This is a genomic window from Pseudomonas sp. KH_021 (assembly GCF_057838865.1).
Map to the genome: position 1 here is coordinate 5,639,530 of NZ_CM174477.1, position 20,880 is coordinate 5,660,409.

The following is a 20,880-nucleotide window of genomic DNA, read 5'->3' on the forward strand; positions in this document are numbered from 1 at the left end:
GCCTGATACACTCCCACCCGACTTTTCTGCCGCGAGCCAAAACCATGCTCCATGCGCTGTTCAGCGTTTATTTAAAAATGCTTGTGCTCTACAGCCCGTTCTTCGTGCTGTCGTGCTTTATCGGGCTGTCTCGTGGCTATTCGGTGAAGGAGCGCAAACGCCTGGCATGGCGCGTTGCACTGGGCGTATTGATCGCCAGCGTGCTGCTGTATCTGTTTGGAAGGGCTATTTTCGGCATCTTTGGCATCACGGCGGACGCTTTTCGCATCGGGGCGGGGAGCGTGCTGTTCATCTCGGCCCTGGGCATGGCGCAAGGGAAGTCGGCCGTTCAGACCGATAATGTCCAACAGGATGTGACCATCGTGCCGCTGACCATTCCTCTTACGGTGGGCCCCGGCACCATCGGCGCGCTGTTGGTCATGGGGGTGAGCCAGCCTCACTGGGATGACAAGCTGATCGCCATTGTCGGTATCGCGTTGGCAAGTATCACCGTGGGGCTGGTGTTGTATCTGTCCAATCGAATCGAGCGGATCCTGGGCGATCAGGGCTTGGAGATCGTCAGCCGCTTGATGGGGTTGTTTGTCTGCGCACTGGCAGCGCAAATCATATTTACCGGTATCAAGGGTTACTTGCTGCCAGGCTCGTAGCGGCCGAGGGCAATGAGTTCATCCTCCTTGGCCCTGAGCCGGTTTTCGATAGATTCCCTGACGGATGCGTACACCGATGGGCTGAGCTGGGCCTGCATCACCTCAAGGCGTGCCCCGTCGATCAATTGGTCAACGCTGAAGTATCGGTGACTCCAATTCGTACCAATGGCTTGGCGTGTCTGTAATGTCAGGTTGAAGCAGCCTAGCCGGTACCCCGGGCAAGCAATGACCACCCGCAATGTCAGACCATAGGGCGGCGACGTGGCCAGTACACCACGCAAAGGCTCCTTACCCACTCTATTGGCCATTCGCGCCAACGCTTGGGCAAGCATATCTGGCACCAGCCATGCCTGCTCTTTGACCCAGTCGTCCCTCAGAAGGTCAGCGACAGACCGTTTTTCACCCACCGCAAAGGGCACAGCGCGCGATTGCGTGTCAGTAAAACCCCAGCCCACTGAAGTCATCGCCGAACGAAAAAGACCCGACCACTCAATAGACTCAGAGACCGCTGTGTATTTCTTGGTGGCCACCAACTGTGAAAACCAACTGGAGTAAACAGTGTCCTGTCGCTCACGAAGCCCAAGGGTATCTGGCAGTAAAAACAAACTCCCCCCACTCATGTAGAAATTATTTTTCTCATCGATCATGGCGTTCCCGATAAACGTATTAGATAGGCGTGCAGTCCCTTGGACTGCACTGGGCGGGCTCACGATTCAAATTTGATAACTGTCAACCATGGCAATGGCATGCTCACCCAACTTTCGAGCAATGGTTTCACGAAGGTAGGTTGCATATAACTGCTTATGAAAGTGCAACACGGCACTGCCGCTGTACATATCAACACTGCTATGTTGATAGTTCCAGAACAGTACGCGCGTGTTTTTGCTGGAGGTGGTGAAGTTCACGGTGCCCAGCGCCATGACCACATCGTGGTCTGCTGACTCACTGCAGGCGCCGACTGAAAAGGTACCGCCCTTGAACCCGCGAGAATTACTTTCAAATAGCGTGAGCGGGCCTTCGTGCCGCTGCAACGCGGCCAGGCTTTGATCGGCCAACGCGCTTAAGACCTCCGCACGAGAACTGGCAGAGGACTTGGCTACGCCGGCGAGCAACTCGATCACCACACGGTCCATGGTGAAGGAAGGGCCGTTCTGGGTCATACGCTCATATTTGCGCGTGCCAATGATCCAGCCAAAGTTTTGCATCGCTTCGATGAACTTCTTGTACCAGCGCTCGCCTTCCGCTTCAGGGTGGTGCGCCCTGTTGGCAACCAGGCTGGCAAACAGGAACGAGTTCCTGACGTCTTCCTTGCTTTGTTCCGACATCCCCTCGACGAATGAGAGGACACTATTGCCCACCACACTGGCTGTTCCGTTTGCCGTGATCGCAGGCGCATCGTCGCCGCGCAAATGATTACTTAAATAATCATCTTGCGCGATTGAACCCGCCATACGAGGGGCGCGCCAGTTATTGAAGTCGTCCATGAGCAAGTCCTTTTCAGTGATCGCGAAGCGTCATTGTTTCGCGCTGAAAAAAACTAATTAAATTCTCCCACTTTGTCCATGACAAGCACCCCGGGGAGTTTATTCCCCGGGGCACTTTCAACCCTATGGGCGCTCGCCATACCAACGCGGCGTATACACCCATTGCGTACCATCAGGCCGTGGAAATACGCAGGTGAGCGACGAGCCGATCAACACCATGGTGCGCATGTCGACCTGATCGGGCGTTAGCTCGCCCAGCGTGGTCACGCGAAGGCTCTGCCCAGGGCGGGCAATGTCACGGCCGAGCACCACCGGTGTATCGGCCGCGCGATGGCGGGTGACGATTTCCAGTGCCCTGCCCAACTGCCAAGGCCGCGAGCGGGAAATCGGGTTGTAGAACGCCATGGCCAAGTCGGCTTGGGCGGCAAGGTCCAGGCGCTTCTCGATGACGTCCCAGGGTTTGAGGTTGTCCGAAAGGGACAGCACGCAGAAGTCATGCCCCAGCGGCGCACCGGCTTGGGCGGCGGTTGCCAGCGAGGCCGAAATGCCGGGAAGGATCTGCAGATCGACCTGATGCCAGGCCGGGTCGCTGGATTCATGCAGCGCCTCGAGCACTGCCGCCGCCATGGCGAATACACCTGGGTCACCCGAGGACACCACAATCACCGAGCGCCCTTGCGCCGCCAGCTCGAAAGCGTGGCGGGCACGTTGCATTTCTTCACGGTTGTCGGTGCAGTGCTGCACTTGGTCGTCTCGGAACGGCCCGGCCATACGCACATAGGTTTCATAGCCCAGCACGTCGGTCGCTCGCGCAAGTTCGGCCTTGACCGCAGGGGCCATCAACTCATCGGAACCCGGCCCCAGGCCGATGACCGCCAGACGCCCTCGGGCACGGCCGATTTGCTCAGGCTGCAGAGGCTCGCGGCAAACGGCAATGGCCAGCTCGTTGCCGGCTGCAATGGCAGGCAACAGTTGTGGAACCGCTTGTTCAGCCATCTGACTGGCGCTCGCCGCCGGCGGCACAAACCGCAGGGCAACGCCCAACTCATCAGCGGCCGCACGCAGCTGTAGGTTGGCCATGTCAGTATCAGCAGCCAGCAGGCAAGCCAGCGACGGCAGCGCAATGCGAGCGGCCTGCAAGGCTTCGCGTACTGCGCCCGCAAGGTCTGGCAACTGGCCTTTGACCGCGACGGCTACGCAGCGCGGATAAATCAACAGCTCATCAGCGCAGTGAGGTGATTCGGTGCAGCCCACCCGAATGGTCAACGCAGCGTGCGGGTCTTGCGGCAACTGCGCCTTGTCCAACCAGGGCGCATCACCTTCGATACGCACGCTGGCGCCACCGAGCAGGTCCGATACGAAGCGCTTGCCCAGCTCCAGGTCGCCCAGCGCGTAACCGCGGGGCGGGCTGAGCAGGCAGGTGCCAAAACGCAGTTCGCCGCTGGTGGTGATCGCGGCGGATACACCCAAACCAGCGCCAATCTCTCGGGCCATCAGGTTGACGCCACCCAGGCCGCCCAGCAACGGCACGACGGCGCTGCCGTCTTCAGCAACGGCCAGCACGGGTGGCTCGGCGCCCTTCTCCAGCAACACGCCGGCCAAGGTCCGAATCACGATACCGGCCGCGCACAGGGCGATGATCGGGGTGTCCTGCTGATAGAGCTGACGCAGGGTCGTACCGAACTCCAGGTAGGTACGATCAGCGCCTTCAACACGCTCGGCCAGGCCGTAGATCAGCGCGTCGGGATACAACTGCTGAATCTTGCGCGCCGTGCTCAGGCTGCCATTGCCAAGAATGACGATGGCCGGTGTCTGTCGAGTCATCAACCTTGCCACCGTTCGCCTGGCACGATGATCAGCGAGAAGTACGGCGACGACATCGGGTCGACCGCTTCCAGCGCGACAATCTTCTGGTTGGCCATGGTCGCCCGTTCCACATACAGCGCGCGCTCCGCCAGGCCCAGCTCGGACAGCACCTCACGCACCTTGGGGAAGTTGCGCCCAAGCTTCATGATCACGGCCGCATCGGCATCGGCCAAGCGACGCTTGAGCTCTTCAGCGGGCAGCACACCCGAGAGCACCGACAGGCTTTGGTTGCGGTACACCAGGGGAGCGCCCAGCACCGACGCCCCGCCGAGCATCGAGCAAACGCCCGGAACGACTTCGGCGTCATAACGCTCAGCCAACCGATCGTGCAGGTACATGTAGGAGCCGTAGAAGAACGGGTCGCCTTCGCAGATTACCGCCACATCGCGCCCGGCATCCAGGTGCGCCGCCACTTCAAGGCTGGCGGTGTCATAGAAATCGCTGATCACCTGTTCATAGGACAGCGGGGCCGGCAGCGCTTCGGTGGTCACCGGATACACCAGCGGCATTAACTGCTGCTCGGCTTGCAGGTGCGCTTCGATGATGCCGAAGGCGTTGCCCTTCTTGCCCTTGGCGACAAAGTAGGCCACCACCGGCGACTCGCGTAGCAAGCGCAGCGCCTTGACCGTGATCAGTTCCGGGTCGCCAGGGCCCACGCCCAGGCCAAGCAAACGTCCGCGAGGCTGCATCATTCGACCTCCGTGGCCAGGGCGTTGACCGCGGCAGCGGCCATGGCACTGCCGCCACGACGACCTTCGACAATCACGAACGGCACACCGCGGCTGTCGGCCGCCAACATGGCCTTGGATTCAGCCGCACCGACAAAGCCCACCGGGAAGCCAAGAATCAGCGCGGGCTTGGGCGCGCCAGCATCAATCATGTCCAGCAGGTAGAACAGCGCCGTCGGGGCGTTGCCGATCACCACCACGCTACCCGCCAGATGAGGGCGCCACAGCTCCAGGGCGACCGCCGAGCGCGTATTGCCCAACTCACGCGCCAGATCCGGCACGCTGTCGTCCTTGAGGGTACAGATCACCTCGTTATTGGCCGGCAGGCGAGCGCGGGTAATGCCTTCGGCCACCATCCGTGCGTCGCAGAGGATGGGCGCACCGCTGGCCAGGGCATCACGCCCGGCCTTGCCGGCACCCGGTGAAAAGCGCAGTTCATCGACCACATCGACCATGCCGCAAGCATGAATCACCCGCACGGCGAGTTTTTCCAGGTCGGCCGGGATGCGGTCGAGCCGGGCTTCTTCGCGAATGATCGCGAAGGAGTTGCGATAGATCTCCTGACCATCGCGGATGTAATCAATCATCAAGGTTGCTCCGTGAGCAGGCGTCGAGTGTCGCGCCGGCTTCTTTCAAGGTGAGGTTGCTCGCCCGCAAGGCACCGAAACCCGGATGCCCCGCGTCGCGCAGGTATAAGTCGTATCGGCCCGGCGCTACCGCCAGCAGGGTGGCCGGGGCCGTGTGGGCCGATGCGCAGGAGCGTCGGCAACCGCTCAGGTGGACGCTGGCAATACCGCCATGTCCCTGCAAGAGCGTGGACAACTGGTGGGCGTCGGCCTTGGTGTCGGCCAGGCCCTTGGCGCAGCCAGCGGAGCCGGTGCAAGCCAGCAATTGCGCCATGGGTGCCCGGGGCTCGACCAGAAGATCGAGGGCCTGCAGTTCGGCTATCAGCGCCGCTGCGTGCTGCGCCAGTACGTTGGGCAGCAGCAGGCTCTGCCAGGGGGTCAGTCGCAACGTGCCGTCGCCAAAACGCTGGGAAAGTTCGGCAATGCCGCGCATTTGCCGAGGCTGGAGGCGGCCCAGTTCAGGAGCGGCCACCACGGCTACATGGTCGACAGTGTCCTGTGGATAAGTGCCCAGATGAGCGAAGGAGCTCGCCAGCCGACTCCGCTGCAACACAGGGGTATCCTGGCGAATGTCCAGTCCCAGGCCGTCGATGAATGCGTCAATGGCGATACTGCTCAACAGCTGACGCATGCGCGCCTGCGAAGGCAACGCCAGATCGAGAAAGCGCTCCAGCACGGCGAGCACCAGCCTGTGGCCCTGCTCCAGCGGCACCGCGCCCAACGGCGCGTCCAGGCCAGGGCAACCGGCCAGCCCAAAAGCCAGCCAGAGGGCTCCGTCCAGGCGCATCGCCGACAACCACAGGTCATGCGGGTGTTCGAGCATGGCCAGGCCTTCACCACCGTCCAGTTGCAGCGCGAACTTGGCCGACAACTGATGGAAGCGTTCGGTGCGTTCCAGCGAGTGCAGAATCTGCGCGGCCAGCGGGCGAGTATCCAGCAGCCTGTGCGGATCGATGCCGGCACTGGGGCTGAGCATCAGGTTACGCACATCGTCGCCACCGGCATGGCTGGGGCCCAGCCCCGCCGCCAGCAGCAGCGCGATCAGTTCGGCGTGCCGGGCACCGACACCGCGAATCTGCAAGTTGGCCCGGTTGGTGAGCTCGATCACGCCGCCGGCATGCTGCTCGGCGGCCTGGGCGACGACCCGCGCTTGCTCGGCCGTCAGGCTGCCACCGGCCAGCTTGACCCGGCAAATCCCGCCATCCAGTGCCTGGACAATGCGCAACAACCCCGGACACGCCGAGGGGCGAAGCGATTCTTGGGCAGGGTGGGCCGAAACAGGCTCGTTCAAAAGGTCATCCGATAATCGTCAAAAGACGCTTGAGTGTAGAAGGCGCGGTATTATGCCTGCTTTGTCCGAAGGCATGAAAAGCCTGCCGGTCGGATTGGCGTGGAATGAGGATGCGGGATGTCGCCCTGGCTGACAGTAGTGGGAATCGGTGAAGACGGCTTTACCGGGCTGGGCAAGCGTGCTCGACGGGCATTGCTGGGCGCCACGCAAGTGTTTGGCAGCCAGCGCCAGCTGGATCTGTTGCCGCATTGCCTGGTTGCCAGCCGCCAACAGTGGCCGAGCCCTTTCTCGCTGAGCCCGGTTCTGGCGCTGCGGGGGCAGCCGGTGTGCGTATTGGCCAGCGGCGATCCCATGTTCTACGGCGTCGGTGCAAGCCTGGCGCGGCAACTGCCCGCCCAAGAGCTCTGCGTTTTATCCGCCCCGTCGTCCTGTTCGCTGGCGGCAGCGCGGCTGGGCTGGCCACTGCAAGAAGTGGAAGTCGTCTCGGTGGTGGCCCGGCCCTTGGCGGCCCTCTGCGCGCACCTCTACAGCGGCGTGCGCCTGCTGGTGCTGAGCAACGACGGCAACAGCCCCGCTGCCATTGCCCAATTACTGCGCGAACGCGGCTTCGGCCCCAGCCGCATGACGGTGCTGGAACACTTGGGCGGTGAGGCCGAGCGGCGTATCGACGGCCAGGCCAACGACTGGCAGGCAGGGCCATTCGCCGCCCTGAACCTGGTCGCCATCGAATGCCAGGCCAGCGCCGATGCACCTCGGCTCTCGCCTTTGGCTGGCTTGCCAGATTCGGCGTTTCGTCATGACGGCCAGATCACCAAGCGCGATGTGCGCGCCATCACCCTCGCCCGCCTGGCTCCCCAACCGGCCGAGCTGCTGTGGGACGTGGGCGCCGGCAGCGGCTCGATCAGCATCGAGTGGATGCGTGCCCATCCCAGCTGCCGGGCGCTGGCCATCGAGGCCGATGAAGGCCGCCAGTGCTTGATCGAGTACAACCGCGATGCCTTGGGCGTACCCGGCCTGCAGCTGGTTCGAGGCCGCGCGCCGCAAGCATTGGCAGGGCTGGAGCGGCCAGATGCGATTTTCATCGGCGGCGGCGTCACTCGTGAAGGCGTGCTGCAAACTTGCTGGGAGCAACTGCGTCCCGGTGGCAGGCTGGTCGCCAATGCGGTCACCTTGCAAAGCGAACTGACGCTGGTCGATTGGCGTGAACGCCATGGCGGCGAGCTGACCCGTATCCATATCGCCCAGGCGCAACCGCTGGGCGACTTCGACACCTGGCGCCAGGCGCTGCCCATCACCCTGCTTGAAGCGATCAAACCCCTCGATGCGTGACGAAACTGGCGAACAAGCACGACCGCTGCGCAGCGGCCTGACCACCGGCAGTTGTGCCACCGCCACCAGCCTTGCGGCGGCCAGGTTGCTGCTGACCGGCCAGGTCAGCGATGCGGTGGCAATCACCTTGCCCAAGGGCAAGCAAGTGCAGATGCGCCTGGAGTTCTGCCGCACGCAGCAAGACGGCGCCGAAGCAGGCACCCTGAAAGATGCCGGCGACGATCCAGACGTCACCCACGGTGCCCTGCTGTTCAGCCAGGTTCGCTTGCTGGACACGCCCGGCGTGCATTTTAAGGCGGGCACCGGGGTCGGCACCGTCACCCGCCCTGGCCTGGTCTTGGCCGTCGGTGAACCTGCGATCAATCCGGTCCCGCGCAAGATGATGACCGATCACTTGCAGCACCTGGCCGATGAGTGCGCCTACCCAGGCGGCTTTGAAGTGACGGTCAATGTGCAGGATGGCGCCAACTTGGCCTTGAAGACCATGAACCCGCGCCTGGGGATTCTCGGCGGCTTGTCGATCCTGGGAACCAGCGGGATTGTCCGGCCGTTTTCTTGCGCAGCCTACATTGCCTCGATCCATCAGGGCATTGATGTGGCCAGCACCAATGCTTATGAGCACATCGCCGCGTGCACCGGCAACGCCAGTGAAGACACCATGCGGCGGGTGTACAACTTGCCGGAGATCGCCCTGATCGAAATGGGCGACTTTGTCGGCGCGGTGCTCAAGCACCTGCGCAAGGTCCCGGTGGCCCGCCTGAGCCTGTGCGGTGGTTTTGGCAAGATCAGCAAACTGGCGGCCGGGCACATGGACTTGCACAGCCGCCACTCCAGCATCGACCTGCCGCAATTGGCCAATTGGGCGCAAGCGATCGGCGCCGACGAGGCGTTGGCGGCGGCGATACGCCAGTCCAATACCAGCCAGCAGGCCTTGGCATTGGCCCACGCTGCGGGGGTAGCGCTGGGGGATGAGGTGTGCCGCCATGCACTGGAGTTTGCCCGCAGCATCGTCCCTGCCCAAGTGCAGGTTGAAGTGTTCGCCATCGACCGTCAGGGCGGCATCGTTGGCCATGCCGGAGCGTTCATATGAAGCGGATTCTGCTGCTGGGCGGCGTTAGCGAAGCCTTGACCCTCGCCCGCACGCTGGGGCCCGGGCATATTTACAGCCTGGCCGGGATCGGCCGGGTCCCCACCGATCTGGCCTGCCAGGTCCGGGTGGGCGGCTATGGTGGCGCCGAAGGCCTGGCCGCGTTTATCAACGCCGAAAACATCAGCCTGTTGATTGACGCGACCCACCCTTACGCAGCGCAAATCAGTCAGAACGCTACCCGTGCAGCCGCTAGGGCAAATATTGAATGTTGGGCCTTGCGCCGTCCGGCCTGGCAGCCCCAGGCCGGTGATGACTGGCGCGAGGTGGCCGACTGGGAAGCACTGATCGCGGCGCTCAAGCCCTTCAAGCGCCCGTTGTTCACGCTCGGCCGCGAGCCTTTGCAGCATCTGGACGAGATCCCCGCGCAGCAGTTCTGGACCTTGCGTGCCCTGGAGGCGTGCCCGGCCAATGAGCGCTGCGAAGTGATCGGCGCCCGCGGGCCGTTTCATCTGATTGATGAACGCGCCCTGTTCGAACGCCGCCAGATCGACGTGCTGATCAGCAAGAACAGCGGCAGCAGCGCGACCGAGCCCAAGCTTGAGGTGGCTCGCGAACGAGGCGTACCGGTGCTGATCCTCAAGCGCCCGGAACTGCCGCCCGTGACGTGCGCATTTTCCTCGCCAGATGCTTTACTCAAGGCATTGGCCCACGCCGGTTATTGAAGACCTGCGTCATCATAGGTATCTACACAACTCTGGGGCCGCGCGGCTCTTGTAGCCGCTGCCGAGGTACGAGGCTGCGATCGGCGGCGAAGCCGTCGTAAATTCAGGCCCTTCGGTGTGCCTGATGGATTACGGTCTCAGGTTTTACGGCCGCTTCGCTGCCGATCGCAGCCTCGTACCTCGTCAGCGGCTACATTCGTAGCAGTACGCCAAAAGATGTGTAGATACCTATGCCTGCGTCATACCACCACAGCCGGGTGTTTGTACTTACGCCGATGCATCTGGCTAAATAGCTTTCGCGCCTCCCCGCTGGCCTGATTCAAGCCTCGCACTGCCAAGCCCTTTGAATCGACTGGAGAAACACCATGCTGAAGAAAGCACTTGCCTTGGCGGCCTTGCTGCTGCCTGCCTGTTTTGCACAGGCTCAGGATTACCCACTCGGCCCCCTGACGATTATGCAACCCTGGTCCCAGGAATTGCCCCCTAACGCCCCCAATGTCGCCGCCTACTTCGTCATCCACAATGAGGGCACCCAAGCCGATCGCTTACTCCGTGTCGACAGCCCGGTGTCGGATAACGTCCAGTTGCATGAACATACGATGAGCAGCAATGGCCTGATGAAAATGCAGCAGGTCACCGGCGTCGACGTGCCTGCCCACCAGCACGCCGTGTTCGCCCCCGGTGCCTACCATGTGATGCTGATGGCGCCCAAGGACCGCAGCCTGCTGCAAGACGGCAAACAATTTCCGGTGACGCTACACTTCGAAAAAGCAGGCGCCGTGACAGTCAATGTCGAGGTCAAGCGTGAGCCGCCGAGTGAACAGTCCATGTCCATGCACGCTCACTAAACCAGCGCGCACGCTGAGGTGAACGCTCACCGCAACGGCCGGCCCATTTGTCACCGCACACGGCGGGGATCCTGGCTGAGCCTGTTCGCCATGCTGATGATTTTCATTGGCCCGCTGGTGTCCCAGTCGGTGCCGATGGACCCTCGCATGCCCATGCAAATGCCAATGTCGGCAGGCATGGTCATGGAGCATGGCGGGCATGACGCCCACCACGGCGAATCGCAGCTGCATGCCTTATGGGAAAAATGCGGCTATTGCACCCTCTTTTTCCACTGCCCGGCCCTGCCCCAGCCCCTCCACCTGATCACCGCCCAGGCCTTGCCTGGCACCCCGCTGCATCGCGCCCAACCCTCGGGCGGGCACGCTCGCCAGGCTGTATTTCCGGGCGCCCGAACCCGCGCACCACCCTCGCTCGATCGCGTCTGACTGTTTCCCTACCTCGTTTGCCCGATGAGCCATGCCCTGCGTGGATCATCGGCTGTGCATTCACCATGGCAACACCAGGAGCGCTCCCTATGAGCCAATCCAACGTCTCTTTTTACAATCTGGCCTGGCGCTGGCATTTCTATGCCGGCCTGTTCGTCGCACCCTTCATGGTGCTACTGGCCCTGACCGGCATCATCTACCTGTTCAAGCCGCAGCTTGATCCTTTGATGTACAGCGACTTGATGACGGTCCAGGCCGGTCATCACAGGCTCGCCGCCGATGAGCAATTGCATCGGGTCCAGGCTGCTTATCCCCAGGGCCAAGTCAGCCAGTATCTGCCACCGATCAATGCCGAGCGCAGCGCGCAGTTCGTAGTGAATCAGAGCGGCCGTGAACTCAATGTATTCATCAACCCCTACAGCGGCGCCCTGCTGGGCGAGCAAGACGCCAAGGACAACCTGCAAGCTATCGCTCGAGCCTTGCATGGCGAGCTGATGATCGGTACGGTTGGCGATCGCCTGATCGAACTGGCCGCTGGCTGGGGCATCGTTCTGGTGGTCTCTGGCTTGTACCTCTGGTGGCCCCGTGGCAAGGCATCCGCAGGCGTGCTCTGGCCGCGCCTGCACAGCCGCGGTCGGCTCTTCTGGCGTGACCTGCATGCGGTTATCGGATTCTGGGGCGGGGCTTTCCTGCTGGTGATGCTGCTCAGCGGCATGACCTGGACCGGCTTCTGGGGCAAACAATTTTCCCAGGTCTGGAACACCTTCCCGGCAGCCATGTGGACCGATGTGCCGAAGTCTGACCGTGAAGCCCGCGACCTCAACACCGCCACTCGCCAGACCGTGCCCTGGGCCCTGGAAAATACGCCCATGCCGGTCTCCGGCGCGCATGCCGAACATGCCGGCCACAACATGCCGAGTACAGGCCCTGCTGCGCCGCAGATCAACCTGCAGCAGGTGCAGGATATCGCCAGTGAACGCAAGGTCGAGTCCGGCTACAGTATCACTCTGCCCACCACCGCTGACGGCGTGTACACTATCGCGGTATTTGCAGACGACCCTCGCAACGACGCTACTCTGCATGTCGATCAATACAGCGGCAAGGTCTTGGCCGATGTTCGCTGGGAACACTACAACCTTGTCGCTCGCGCAACCGAAACCGGCGTGATGCTCCACGAAGGCAAGATGTTCGGCCCGGTTAACCAAATCATCGTGCTGCTGATCTGCCTGATGATTCTGCTGAGCGCTGTCAGCGGCGTTGTGATGTGGTGGAAGCGTCGTCCTCAAGGCAGTTTCGGTGTGCCACCGCTGCGTCATGATTTACCCAAGTGGAAGACCGCGATTGTGATCATGATCGGGCTGGGCGTGGCGTTTCCACTGGTGGGGGCTTCGCTGGTGGCGGTATGGCTACTGGAGTGGGCCCTGCTGTCGCGCCGCAATCGCCAGGTAGAAACCGCTTAATTTTGTGATGGCTTTTGTGCAGAATCGCCACCTTTTCAACAATGCTAAACGCTGCACAGAAGACTAAAAACGAAGATGAACGCGCCTGCCCTTGAACCTGTCTTTACCCCGAGCTGGAACGCTGAGCTTGAGCTGGCCTATGGCCGCTTTGGCGAAGCGACCCGGCCCACCTGCCGGCGCCACTTGGGGCCATTGCGCGTGCAGAAGCATCTGTACCCCGAAGGCCCGCAGGTGTGCCAGCACATCATCGTCCACCCACCTGCTGGCATCGCAGGCGGCGACAGCCTGGACATCAGCGTCCACGCGCAGGCCGATGCCTGGGCCCAATTGACCAGCCCGGGCGCTGCCAAATGGTATCGCGCTGCCAGTCCCGCTTATCAGAACATCACGCTTAGGGTCGACGCCGGAGCCACGCTGGAGTGGTTGCCTCAGGAGGCCATTGTCTTCAGCGCCGCTCAAGCCGAACTGACCACCTCCATCGAGCTTCACGGCGATGCCCGACTATTCTATTGGGACGTCGTTGCCCTTGGGCGGCCCGCCTGTGGAGAGCGCTTCGAGCGCGGGTACTTCCAGTCGCACTTGGATATCCGCCGCGATGGACAACTGATTTGGCATGAGCGCCAGCGCATCCAGGGCAACGACGGCTTGCTCGATTCACCGATAGGCATGGATGGCCAGCCGGTTTTCGCGACCCTGTTGGTGACCGGCGAAATTGACGCAACGCTGCTGGAGCAGTGCCGTGCGCTGCCCACCCAGGTACGCGGCGACCTGACTCAGCTACCCGGCCTTCTGGTCGCCCGCTGCCTGGCCCGCGAGGCCTTGCATGCGCATGACTGGCTGGCCACCCTGTGGCACCTGCTGCGCCCGGTCATGCTGGGCCGCGAAGCGGTTGTGCCGCGTATCTGGTATACCTGAATTCAACGAAAACACGAACTGGACCCGACATGGACCTGACACCACGCGAAAAAGACAAAATGCTGATTTTCACGGCTGGCCTTGTGGCTGAACGGCGACTGGCCCGAGGCGTGAAGCTCAACTACCCCGAAGCGATGGCGTATATTTGCGCAGCAATACTCGAAGGCGCTCGTGACGGCCAGACCGTCGCCCAACTGATGCACTTCGGGACCACCCTGCTCACCCGTGACCAAGTCATGGAGGGCATCCCCGAGATGATCCCCGATGTCCAGGTGGAAGCCACCTTTCCCGATGGGACCAAGCTTGTCACTGTCCACCAGCCAATTGCTTGAGTCGTGATCATGACCACGACCCTGCGCGATGCCGTCCATGCCGACTTGGCTGGCATCCGTGACATCTACAACGATGCGGTGCTCAACACCACGGCAATCTGGAACGAACAACCGGTAGACCTCGACAACCGCCGGACCTGGTTCAATGCACGCCAGGCCCAGGGTTACCCGATCCTGGTCGCCGTCGATGCCGACGAAACGGTCCTCGGCTACGCATCGTTTGGCGACTGGCGTCCTTTCGAGGGCTTTCGCCACAGCGTCGAGCATTCGGTATACGTGCGCGCCGATCAACGCGGCAAAGGCCTCGGCCCACTGCTGATGAGCGCGCTGATCGAGCGCGCCCGCGCCTGCAACAAACATGTCATGGTGGCCGCCATCGAGAGCGGCAATCTTGGTTCGGTGCGCTTGCATGAGCGCCTGGGCTTTGTCGTCACCGGCCAGATGCCCCAGGTGGGCGTCAAGTTCGGTCGCTGGCTAGACTTGACCTTCATGCAGTTGATCCTCAACCCAGGTGCCCCACCGCCTGCAATCGCTTCGGAGTAAGCCTTCATGAATGCTGACCAGTTGCGTCACGTTGCATCAGCGCGGCCTGCGCACTACTACAAGACATTGCAAGGAGCGATTGCATGATTCCTGGCCAATACCAAATCCAGCCTGGCGAGATCGAAATCAACGTCGGGCGCCGCACCCATCGCCTGACGGTGGCCAACACCGGCGACCGTCCGATCCAGGTGGGCTCGCACTATCACTTTTTTGAAACCAATGACGCGCTGGACTTTGACCGCGACGCCAGCCGAGGCATGCGCCTGAACATTGCCGCTGGCACAGCGATGCGCTTCGAGCCTGGGCAGAGTCGCGAAGTAGAGCTCGTGGACCTGGCGGGTAAGCGCCGGGTGATGGGGTTTGCCGGGCGGATCATGGGTGACCTCTAAGGCATCTTCGCAGGCAAGCCTTGCTCCTACCGCGGTCGCAATAATTAGGAATTGAAATGAAAATATCCAGACAAGCCTACGCCGATATGTTCGGCCCTACCGTCGGCGACCGCGTGCGCCTGGCCGACACCGAGCTGTGGATCGAAGTCGAAAAGGACTTCACCACGTATGGCGAAGAAGTGAAGTTCGGCGGCGGCAAGGTCATCCGCGATGGCATGGGCCAGGGCCAACTGCTCGCCGCTGACGTGGTCGACACCGTGATCACCAACGTCGTGATCATCGACCACTGGGGCATCGTCAAGGCCGACCTCGGTCTCAAGGACGGTCGTATCCATTCGATCGGCAAGGCCGGTAACGCGGATATTCAGCCGGATATCACCATCGCCATCGGCGCCAGTACCGATGTGATTGCCGGCGAAGGCATGATCGTCACCGCAGGTGGCATTGATACGCACGTCCACTTCATCTGCCCCCAGCAAGTTGAAGAAGCCCTGATGAGCGGCGTCACCACCCTGATCGGCGGCGGCTCAGGGCCGTCCACCGGCAGCAACGCCACGACCTGCACTTCGGGCCCCTGGCACGTGGCGCGCATGCTCCAGGCCTCCGATTGCTTCCCGATCAATATCGGCTTTACCGGCAAGGGCAGCGCCAGCGTGCCGGAGCCTTTGATCGAACAGATCAAGACCGGCGTGATCGGCTTGAAACTGCATGAAGACTGGGGGGCGACCCCAGCCTGTATCGACATTTGCCTGAACGTGGCCGACCAGTACGACGTGCAGGTGGCGATCCACTCCGACACCCTGAACGAATCAGGTTTCGTCGAAACCACCATGGCCGCCATCAAGGGCCGCACCATTCACACCTACCACACCGAGGGTGCCGGTGGCGGCCATGCGCCGGACGTTATCAAGTCCTGCGGTTATCCCAACGTCTTGCCGAGCTCGACCAACCCGACCCGGCCATTCACCCGCAACACCATCGACGAACACCTGGACATGGTGATGGTCTGCCACCACCTGGACCCGAGCATTGCCGAAGACGTGGCCTTCGCCGAAAGCCGCATCCGCCGCGAAACCATCGCCGCCGAAGACATTCTTCATGACTTGGGCGCTTTTTCGATGATCAGCTCCGACAGCCAGGCCATGGGGCGGGTAGGCGAGGTTGTCTCTCGCACCTGGCAAACCGCCGACAAGATGAAAAAGCAGCGCGGCCCACTGCCTGAAGATGGCCCGGGTAACGACAACTTCCGCGCCAAGCGTTATATCGCCAAATACACCATCAACCCGGCCATTACCCACGGTATCAGCCACGAAGTGGGCTCGATCGAAGTCGGCAAGTGGGCCGACCTGGTGCTGTGGCGCCCGGCGTTCTTTGGCGTGAAACCGACGATGATCCTCAAGGGTGGCACCGTTGCCGGGAGCCTGATGGGTGACCCCAATGGCTCGATCCCAACGCCCCAGCCGGTTCACTATCGCCCCATGTACGGCAGCTACGGCGGCACCATGCATGCGACCAGCTTCACCTTTATCAGCCAGGCAGCCATGGACCTCGGCGTACCGGAAAGCCTGGGGCTGCAGAAAAAGATCGGAGTGGTCAAAGGCTGCAGATCGGTGAAAAAGACCGACCTTATCCACAACGGCTACATGCCAAACATCGAGGTAGATCCGCAAACCTACCAGGTCGTGGCCGACGGCCAACTGCTCTGGTGTGAGCCGACCACTGAAGTGCCGCTGGCCCAGCGTTACTTCCTGTTCTAACGCCACCCTCGTACCGCGGTCTATCCGGCATCGGCGGTGATGCCATCGCGAGCAAGCTCGGCTCCTACACGGTCCTGTAGGAGCCGGGTTTACCCGCGATGACCATATCGCGGTGCAACAGGCAAACCGCGGTGCGCTCATCGCGGCTAAAGCCGGCTCCTACAAAAGAGCGCCAAGCAAAGGTGCGGTTCAAATCACAAATCGGCTCAAGCGACGCTTGAGCTGATCGTTCTCCCGGCGCAGCTGCTGGACTTCCTCCAGCAGCTCCATCGCCAATGCCACCCCTTCCCATTCCAGTTGCAGGTCGTCGTGCAGCTTGCACGCGCGCTTGGCGACCACCGGTGCGATGTCATCGAACAACCACTCATCGGGCGTTCGCCCCTGAGGCTCGAGAATGCCGTGTTCGACGATTTCGATCACGTAGGCGCGCGGAAGATCAGCGGCCTGACAGAAGCTATTCATGTCCATCTGAACGATCAGGGTATTGTTCATCGTCAACTACTCCATTGAGTACGGGGGTTGAACGCCGCCTTTTCCGACAAGGATTTCCACAGCTCTTGAGTGGCCTCGTCAGAATGCGCAGGCATCACCACTTTCAATTGTGCGAACAGATCGCCACGCTGGCCCTGCTTGTCGAGCAAGCCGTTACCTTTGACCCGCAGCCGCTGGCCACTCTGGCTGTCCGGGCGGATGGTCAGGTGGATCCGGCCGGTCAAGGTCGGCATCGCGACCTTGGTGCCCAGCGCGGCTTCCCACGGCGCCAGTGGCACTGTGATGATCAGATTATTGCCTTCGACATCAAACAGTGGATGAGGTGCCAGGCGGATGATCAAGTACAGATCGCCATTCGCTCCGCCACCCACCCCCGGTGCACCCTGGCCCTTGAGGCGGATGCGTTCGCCGTCGCTGACTCCGGCTGGAATCTTGACGTTGAGGGTTTTGGTGGTGTCGCCGGTGCGCTGGCCCATGGCGTTGTATTGCGGCACCTGGAAGCTGATCTTTTTCGACTCCTGGGCCAGGGTTTCTTCCAGGAAAACTGCCAGTTCCATTTCCACGTCTTGCCCTCGCCGTCCGGCGCTGCGTTGGTGGCCACGCCCGAACGGGTTGCCGCCGCCATTGCCGCGGCCGGCCTGGCCGAAAATGGAGCTGAAAAAATCCGAGAAATCGCCGCCGCTTTCCTGGCCAAAACCACCACCACGGCTTTCCCAGCCGGGCGGGCCCTGGAAGGGGCGACCGTGCTGGCCATATTTACGCAGTTCGTCGTATTCGGCGCGCTTTTCCGGGCTGCTCAGGGCTTCATAAGCCTCGTTGGCTTCCTTGAACTTGTCTTCGGCGCTGTGCTCCTTGCTGACATCGGGGTGATACTTGCGTGCGAGCTTGCGATAGGCGGTCTTGATCTCCTTGACATCCGCCGTCGGCTCTACGCCCAGTATCTTGTAGTAGTCTTTGAAGTCCATCTAAGGATCACCATCCTGATTAAATCGGTAAAAATCTGAAGATTGGGGTCAAGCATAGCCTTTCAAGGCAACAGATGGATCACTGGGCCTTCGATTCTGTTCGCGAGTGGCATACACTGCGCGGCCGTTTTTTTCCGGAATGCTCACGACCATGACTAGCGCTGCTCCTGCCCGTGCCTGCGGTATCGACTTTGGCACTTCCAACTCCACCGTCGGCTGGCACCGTCCGGGCATGGAATCGCTGATCACGCTGGAAGACGGCAAGATCACCCTGCCCTCGGTAGTGTTCTTCAATATCGAAGAGCGCCGCCCGGTGTATGGCCGCCTGGCCTTGCACGAATACCTGGAAGGCTACGAGGGGCGCCTGATGCGCTCGCTCAAGAGCCTGTTGGGCTCCAAGCTGATCAAGCACGACACTAGCGTGTTGGGCACCGCCTTGCCGTTCAAGGACCTTTTGGGGATGTTTATCGGCGAGCTGAAAAAGCGCGCCGAGCAGAACGCCGGCCGTGATTTCGACGAAGTGGTCCTGGGTCGCCCGGTGTTTTTCGTCGATGACGATACCGCTGCCGACCGGGAAGCCCAGGACACCCTGGAAGACGTCGCCAAGAAGATCGGCTTTAAAGAGGTGTCTTTCCAGTACGAGCCCATTGCCGCAGCCTTTGACTATGAGTCGACTATCGAGCGCGAAGAGTTGGTGCTGATCGTGGACATCGGCGGGGGTACCTCCGACTTCTCGCTGGTGCGCCTGTCGCCCGAGCGGCGTATGGTCGCCAATCGCCACGATGACATCCTCGCCACCGGCGGCGTCCACATCGGCGGTACCGATTTCGACAAACAATTGAGCCTGCAAGGCGTCATGCCGCTGTTCGGCTATGGCAGCCGGATGAAAAGCCAGGCACTGATGCCCACCAGCCACCACATGAATCTCGCGACCTGGCACACCATCAACTCGGTGTATTCGCAAAAATCCAAGTTGGCCTTGGGCAGCATGCGCTACGACATCCAGGACACCGACGGCATCGACCGCTTGTTCAAGTTGATCGACCAACGCGCCGGGCACTGGCTGGCCATGGAAGTGGAAGAAACCAAGATCCAGCTCACCGAAGTCGAAAGCCGCCTGGTCGCCCTGGACCGCATCGAGCCAGGCCTGAGCGTGGACCTGACCCGCGCCCTGTTCGAAGAGGCCATCGACAACCTGCTCGAGCGCGTACGCGCCAGTGTCGGCAACCTGCTGAACCAGGCCGGCGTGGGTGTCGAGCAAGTGGATACAGTGTTCTTCACTGGCGGTTCGAGCGGCATCCCGGCCCTGCGCAACAGCGTCGCGGCCATGTTGCCGAACGCACGGCATGTGGAAGGCAACATCTTCGGCAGCATCGGCAGCGGCCTGGCCATCGAAGCGCGCAAACGCTACGGCTGATCCCTTGTAGGAGCGACGGGGGCGCCTAGCCCTTGGTCGCGATGGCATCACCACGGTGTTACATCAAAAACCGCGTTGAGGCCATCGCGACCAAGGGCTAGGCGCCCCCGTCGCTCCTACAGTTACACCATCCCCGCCTGGCGCAGCTCGCTCTTCAGGTACGCGTAATAAATCGGCCCTGCCACCACCCCCGGCAGGCCGAACGCCGCCTCAAATATCAACATCGCCAATAGCAACTCCCACGACTTGGCGCTGATCTGCCCGCCAACAATGCGCGCATTCAGAAAGTATTCCACCTTGTGGATAACAATCAGGTAGCCCAAGGCGGCCATCGCCACCCAGATCGACAGCGACAGGCCGACGATGGTGATCAGGGTGTTGGACATCACGTTGCCGATCACGGGCAGCAATCCGAGCAGGAAGGTCAGCACGATCAGGGTCTTGGTCAGTGGCAGCTGGACCCCGAACATGGGCAGCACCACCGCCAGGAAAATCCCGGTGAAGAAGGTGTTGAGCAAAGAAATCTTGATCTGCGCGAAGACGATATTGCGAAAGGCCTTCACCAACAGGCTCAAGCGTTCGAACAGCGCGGCAGCCAATGGCTTGCGCAAAGTAGGGTCGGGATTGGTTTGCAAGGCGATGATCGCCCCCAGGATCATGCCGATCAACAGGGTCACGAACATGTGCGCCGCGCCCTTGCCCACCAGTTGCAAGTCGCTCAGGTGGGTTTTCAGCCATTCACCGATAGCCACCCGAAATTCCGCCGCGCTGGCCGGTAGATAGGCATCGATAAAGGGGGGCAGTTGGGAGCGGGCCTGTTCGACCAGCACCATGAACTTGTCCAGCGAGGCCCCAGGGTTCTCGGCTTCATGCAACAGAAAGCTGATGGCCCCGGCAAACAGCAAGGTCAAGGTGCTCACTATTAGCGTGCCCAGCAGCGCCACTGCCAGCCAGCGCGCCCGAGGCCCCGCGATCAGGTGCTGCAGCTTGGGCGTCAGCATGTTCACCAGTTCGAACACCAGCAAGCCGGCCAGCAGGCTTGGTAACAGCTTGAACGGCAAAACCAGCAGCAGCCCGGCAAACACGATGATCCAGCTGGCAATAGTGACTTGGCGCGCGGTGAACGTGGGCATACAGCCTCAAAAGCGAACGGCATGAAGGGACCCGCAGTCTGCCAGCGTTCCAGGGGCACGACCAGTGTGGGTTACGATCCGGCCGCCAGCGCCACACCCGAACGACCGGCGACATCATCACTTTTTCTTCAGGCATTCACTCATGTAGGCCTTGCGCTCATCGCCCTTGAGAGTCTTGGCCGAAGCATCGGCGTTGCAGGTTTTCATTTTTTCCTGCTGAGTGGCAGCGGGAGCAGGAGCAGCCTTGAGGCAAGTACTCATGTAAGCCTTGCGCTCATCGCCCTTGAGGCTCTTGGCGGTAGCGTCGGCATTGCAGGTTTTCATTTTTTCCTGCTGGGCGGTGGCGGCAAACACTTGGCCAGTCATCAGCAGGGACATCACCAGCACAGATACAGGCAACCTCTTCATGAAGCACTCTCC

23 protein-coding genes are annotated in these 20,880 nt (G+C 61.5%); 13 read left to right on the plus strand and 10 right to left on the minus strand.

Features of this window, described 5'->3' with window-relative positions; translation table 11 throughout:
- Positions 1-44: 44 nt before the first annotated feature.
- A complete protein-coding gene (locus AC3IX4_RS25995; RefSeq protein WP_489258165.1) occupies positions 45-647 on the plus strand; it encodes a MarC family protein in 603 nt (200 codons plus the stop codon).
- Here AC3IX4_RS25995 and AC3IX4_RS26000 read toward each other — a convergent pair.
- The 6 genes from AC3IX4_RS26000 to cobG form a co-directional block, all read right to left on the minus strand.
- Positions 626-1,294 carry a hypothetical protein gene (locus tag AC3IX4_RS26000; protein ID WP_489258166.1) on the minus strand — a complete coding sequence of 223 codons (669 nt, stop codon included), beginning with the start codon at positions 1,292-1,294 and terminating at the stop codon, positions 626-628. The genes AC3IX4_RS25995 and AC3IX4_RS26000 overlap by 22 nt on opposite strands.
- Before the next feature lie 66 nt (positions 1,295-1,360).
- Positions 1,361-2,131 carry a hypothetical protein gene (locus AC3IX4_RS26005; protein WP_489258167.1) on the minus strand — a complete coding sequence of 257 codons (771 nt, stop codon included), beginning with the start codon at positions 2,129-2,131 and terminating at the stop codon, positions 1,361-1,363.
- A gap of 123 nt (positions 2,132-2,254) precedes the next feature.
- Positions 2,255-3,955, minus strand: coding sequence for a precorrin-3B C(17)-methyltransferase (cobJ, locus tag AC3IX4_RS26010; protein ID WP_489258168.1), 1,701 nt, complete (start codon positions 3,953-3,955; stop codon positions 2,255-2,257).
- Positions 3,955-4,686: a precorrin-2 C(20)-methyltransferase gene (locus tag AC3IX4_RS26015; protein WP_489261373.1), complete on the minus strand. Its 732-nt coding sequence runs from the start codon at positions 4,684-4,686 to the stop codon at positions 3,955-3,957. Before AC3IX4_RS26015 ends, cobJ begins: the two co-directional genes overlap by 1 nt.
- A complete protein-coding gene (locus AC3IX4_RS26020) occupies positions 4,686-5,312 on the minus strand; it encodes a precorrin-8X methylmutase (protein WP_489258169.1) in 627 nt (208 codons plus the stop codon). Before AC3IX4_RS26020 ends, AC3IX4_RS26015 begins: the two co-directional genes overlap by 1 nt.
- Positions 5,305-6,642 carry a precorrin-3B synthase gene (gene cobG / locus AC3IX4_RS26025; RefSeq protein WP_489258170.1) on the minus strand — a complete coding sequence of 446 codons (1,338 nt, stop codon included), beginning with the start codon at positions 6,640-6,642 and terminating at the stop codon, positions 5,305-5,307. Before cobG ends, AC3IX4_RS26020 begins: the two co-directional genes overlap by 8 nt.
- A 117-nt stretch (positions 6,643-6,759) precedes the next feature.
- Here cobG and cbiE point away from each other — a divergent pair, with 117 nt between their 5' ends.
- The 11 genes from cbiE (at position 6,760) to ureC (ending at position 16,453) form a co-directional block, all read left to right on the plus strand.
- Positions 6,760-7,971 carry a precorrin-6y C5,15-methyltransferase (decarboxylating) subunit CbiE gene (gene cbiE, locus AC3IX4_RS26030; protein ID WP_489258171.1) on the plus strand — a complete coding sequence of 404 codons (1,212 nt, stop codon included), beginning with the start codon at positions 6,760-6,762 and terminating at the stop codon, positions 7,969-7,971.
- Positions 7,964-9,061, plus strand: a complete 1,098-nt coding sequence (locus AC3IX4_RS26035; protein ID WP_489258172.1) for a cobalt-precorrin-5B (C(1))-methyltransferase — start codon at positions 7,964-7,966, stop codon at positions 9,059-9,061. The genes cbiE and AC3IX4_RS26035 overlap by 8 nt, the downstream gene beginning before the upstream one ends.
- A complete protein-coding gene (locus AC3IX4_RS26040) occupies positions 9,058-9,783 on the plus strand; it encodes a cobalt-precorrin-6A reductase (RefSeq protein ID WP_489258173.1) in 726 nt (241 codons plus the stop codon). Before AC3IX4_RS26035 ends, AC3IX4_RS26040 begins: the two co-directional genes overlap by 4 nt.
- 365 nt (positions 9,784-10,148) lie before the next feature.
- Entirely contained in the window at positions 10,149-10,631 is a 483-nt protein-coding gene (locus AC3IX4_RS26045) for a copper chaperone PCu(A)C (RefSeq protein ID WP_489258174.1), read from the plus strand.
- 18 nt (positions 10,632-10,649) lie between these two features.
- Positions 10,650-11,057 (plus strand): DUF2946 domain-containing protein, encoded by a 408-nt coding sequence (locus AC3IX4_RS26050; protein ID WP_489258175.1) that lies wholly within the window; start codon positions 10,650-10,652, stop codon positions 11,055-11,057.
- An 89-nt stretch (positions 11,058-11,146) separates the two neighbouring features.
- Positions 11,147-12,517: a PepSY-associated TM helix domain-containing protein gene (locus tag AC3IX4_RS26055; RefSeq protein WP_489258176.1), complete on the plus strand. Its 1,371-nt coding sequence runs from the start codon at positions 11,147-11,149 to the stop codon at positions 12,515-12,517.
- 75 nt (positions 12,518-12,592) lie between these two features.
- A complete protein-coding gene (locus tag AC3IX4_RS26060) occupies positions 12,593-13,432 on the plus strand; it encodes an urease accessory protein UreD (protein WP_489258177.1) in 840 nt (279 codons plus the stop codon).
- Positions 13,433-13,461: 29 nt separating this feature from the next.
- Positions 13,462-13,764, plus strand: coding sequence for an urease subunit gamma (locus AC3IX4_RS26065; protein WP_489258178.1), 303 nt, complete (start codon positions 13,462-13,464; stop codon positions 13,762-13,764).
- Between the two features lie 9 nt (positions 13,765-13,773).
- Complete coding sequence (locus AC3IX4_RS26070; RefSeq protein ID WP_489258179.1) at positions 13,774-14,307, plus strand: GNAT family N-acetyltransferase; 534 nt, start codon at positions 13,774-13,776, stop codon at positions 14,305-14,307.
- Between the two features lie 83 nt (positions 14,308-14,390).
- A complete protein-coding gene (locus AC3IX4_RS26075) occupies positions 14,391-14,696 on the plus strand; it encodes an urease subunit beta (RefSeq protein WP_489258180.1) in 306 nt (101 codons plus the stop codon).
- A 56-nt stretch (positions 14,697-14,752) separates the two neighbouring features.
- Positions 14,753-16,453: an urease subunit alpha gene (gene ureC, locus AC3IX4_RS26080; RefSeq protein WP_489258181.1), complete on the plus strand. Its 1,701-nt coding sequence runs from the start codon at positions 14,753-14,755 to the stop codon at positions 16,451-16,453.
- 189 nt (positions 16,454-16,642) lie between these two features.
- On the opposite strand, the gene AC3IX4_RS26085 is transcribed toward ureC, so the two are convergent.
- Together AC3IX4_RS26085 and cbpA are read right to left on the minus strand one after the other, a co-directional pair.
- Positions 16,643-16,945 (minus strand): chaperone modulator CbpM, encoded by a 303-nt coding sequence (locus tag AC3IX4_RS26085; RefSeq protein ID WP_489258182.1) that lies wholly within the window; start codon positions 16,943-16,945, stop codon positions 16,643-16,645.
- A 2-nt stretch (positions 16,946-16,947) separates the two neighbouring features.
- Positions 16,948-17,910 (minus strand): curved DNA-binding protein, encoded by a 963-nt coding sequence (cbpA, locus tag AC3IX4_RS26090; RefSeq protein WP_489258183.1) that lies wholly within the window; start codon positions 17,908-17,910, stop codon positions 16,948-16,950.
- 151 nt (positions 17,911-18,061) lie between these two features.
- Between cbpA and AC3IX4_RS26095 the strand changes: the two genes are divergently transcribed.
- Positions 18,062-19,327 carry an Hsp70 family protein gene (locus AC3IX4_RS26095; protein ID WP_489258184.1) on the plus strand — a complete coding sequence of 422 codons (1,266 nt, stop codon included), beginning with the start codon at positions 18,062-18,064 and terminating at the stop codon, positions 19,325-19,327.
- Between the two features lie 122 nt (positions 19,328-19,449).
- Here the strand turns inward: AC3IX4_RS26095 and AC3IX4_RS26100 are convergent, their stop codons facing one another.
- Together AC3IX4_RS26100 and AC3IX4_RS26105 are read right to left on the minus strand one after the other, a co-directional pair.
- The gene (locus tag AC3IX4_RS26100; RefSeq protein WP_489258185.1) at positions 19,450-20,460 is read right to left on the minus strand and encodes an AI-2E family transporter; all 1,011 of its coding nucleotides are present in this window, start codon (positions 20,458-20,460) and stop codon (positions 19,450-19,452) included.
- A 117-nt stretch (positions 20,461-20,577) separates the two neighbouring features.
- Positions 20,578-20,868, minus strand: coding sequence for a PsiF family protein (locus AC3IX4_RS26105; RefSeq protein WP_489258186.1), 291 nt, complete (start codon positions 20,866-20,868; stop codon positions 20,578-20,580).
- Between the last annotated feature and the right edge of the window lie 12 nt (positions 20,869-20,880).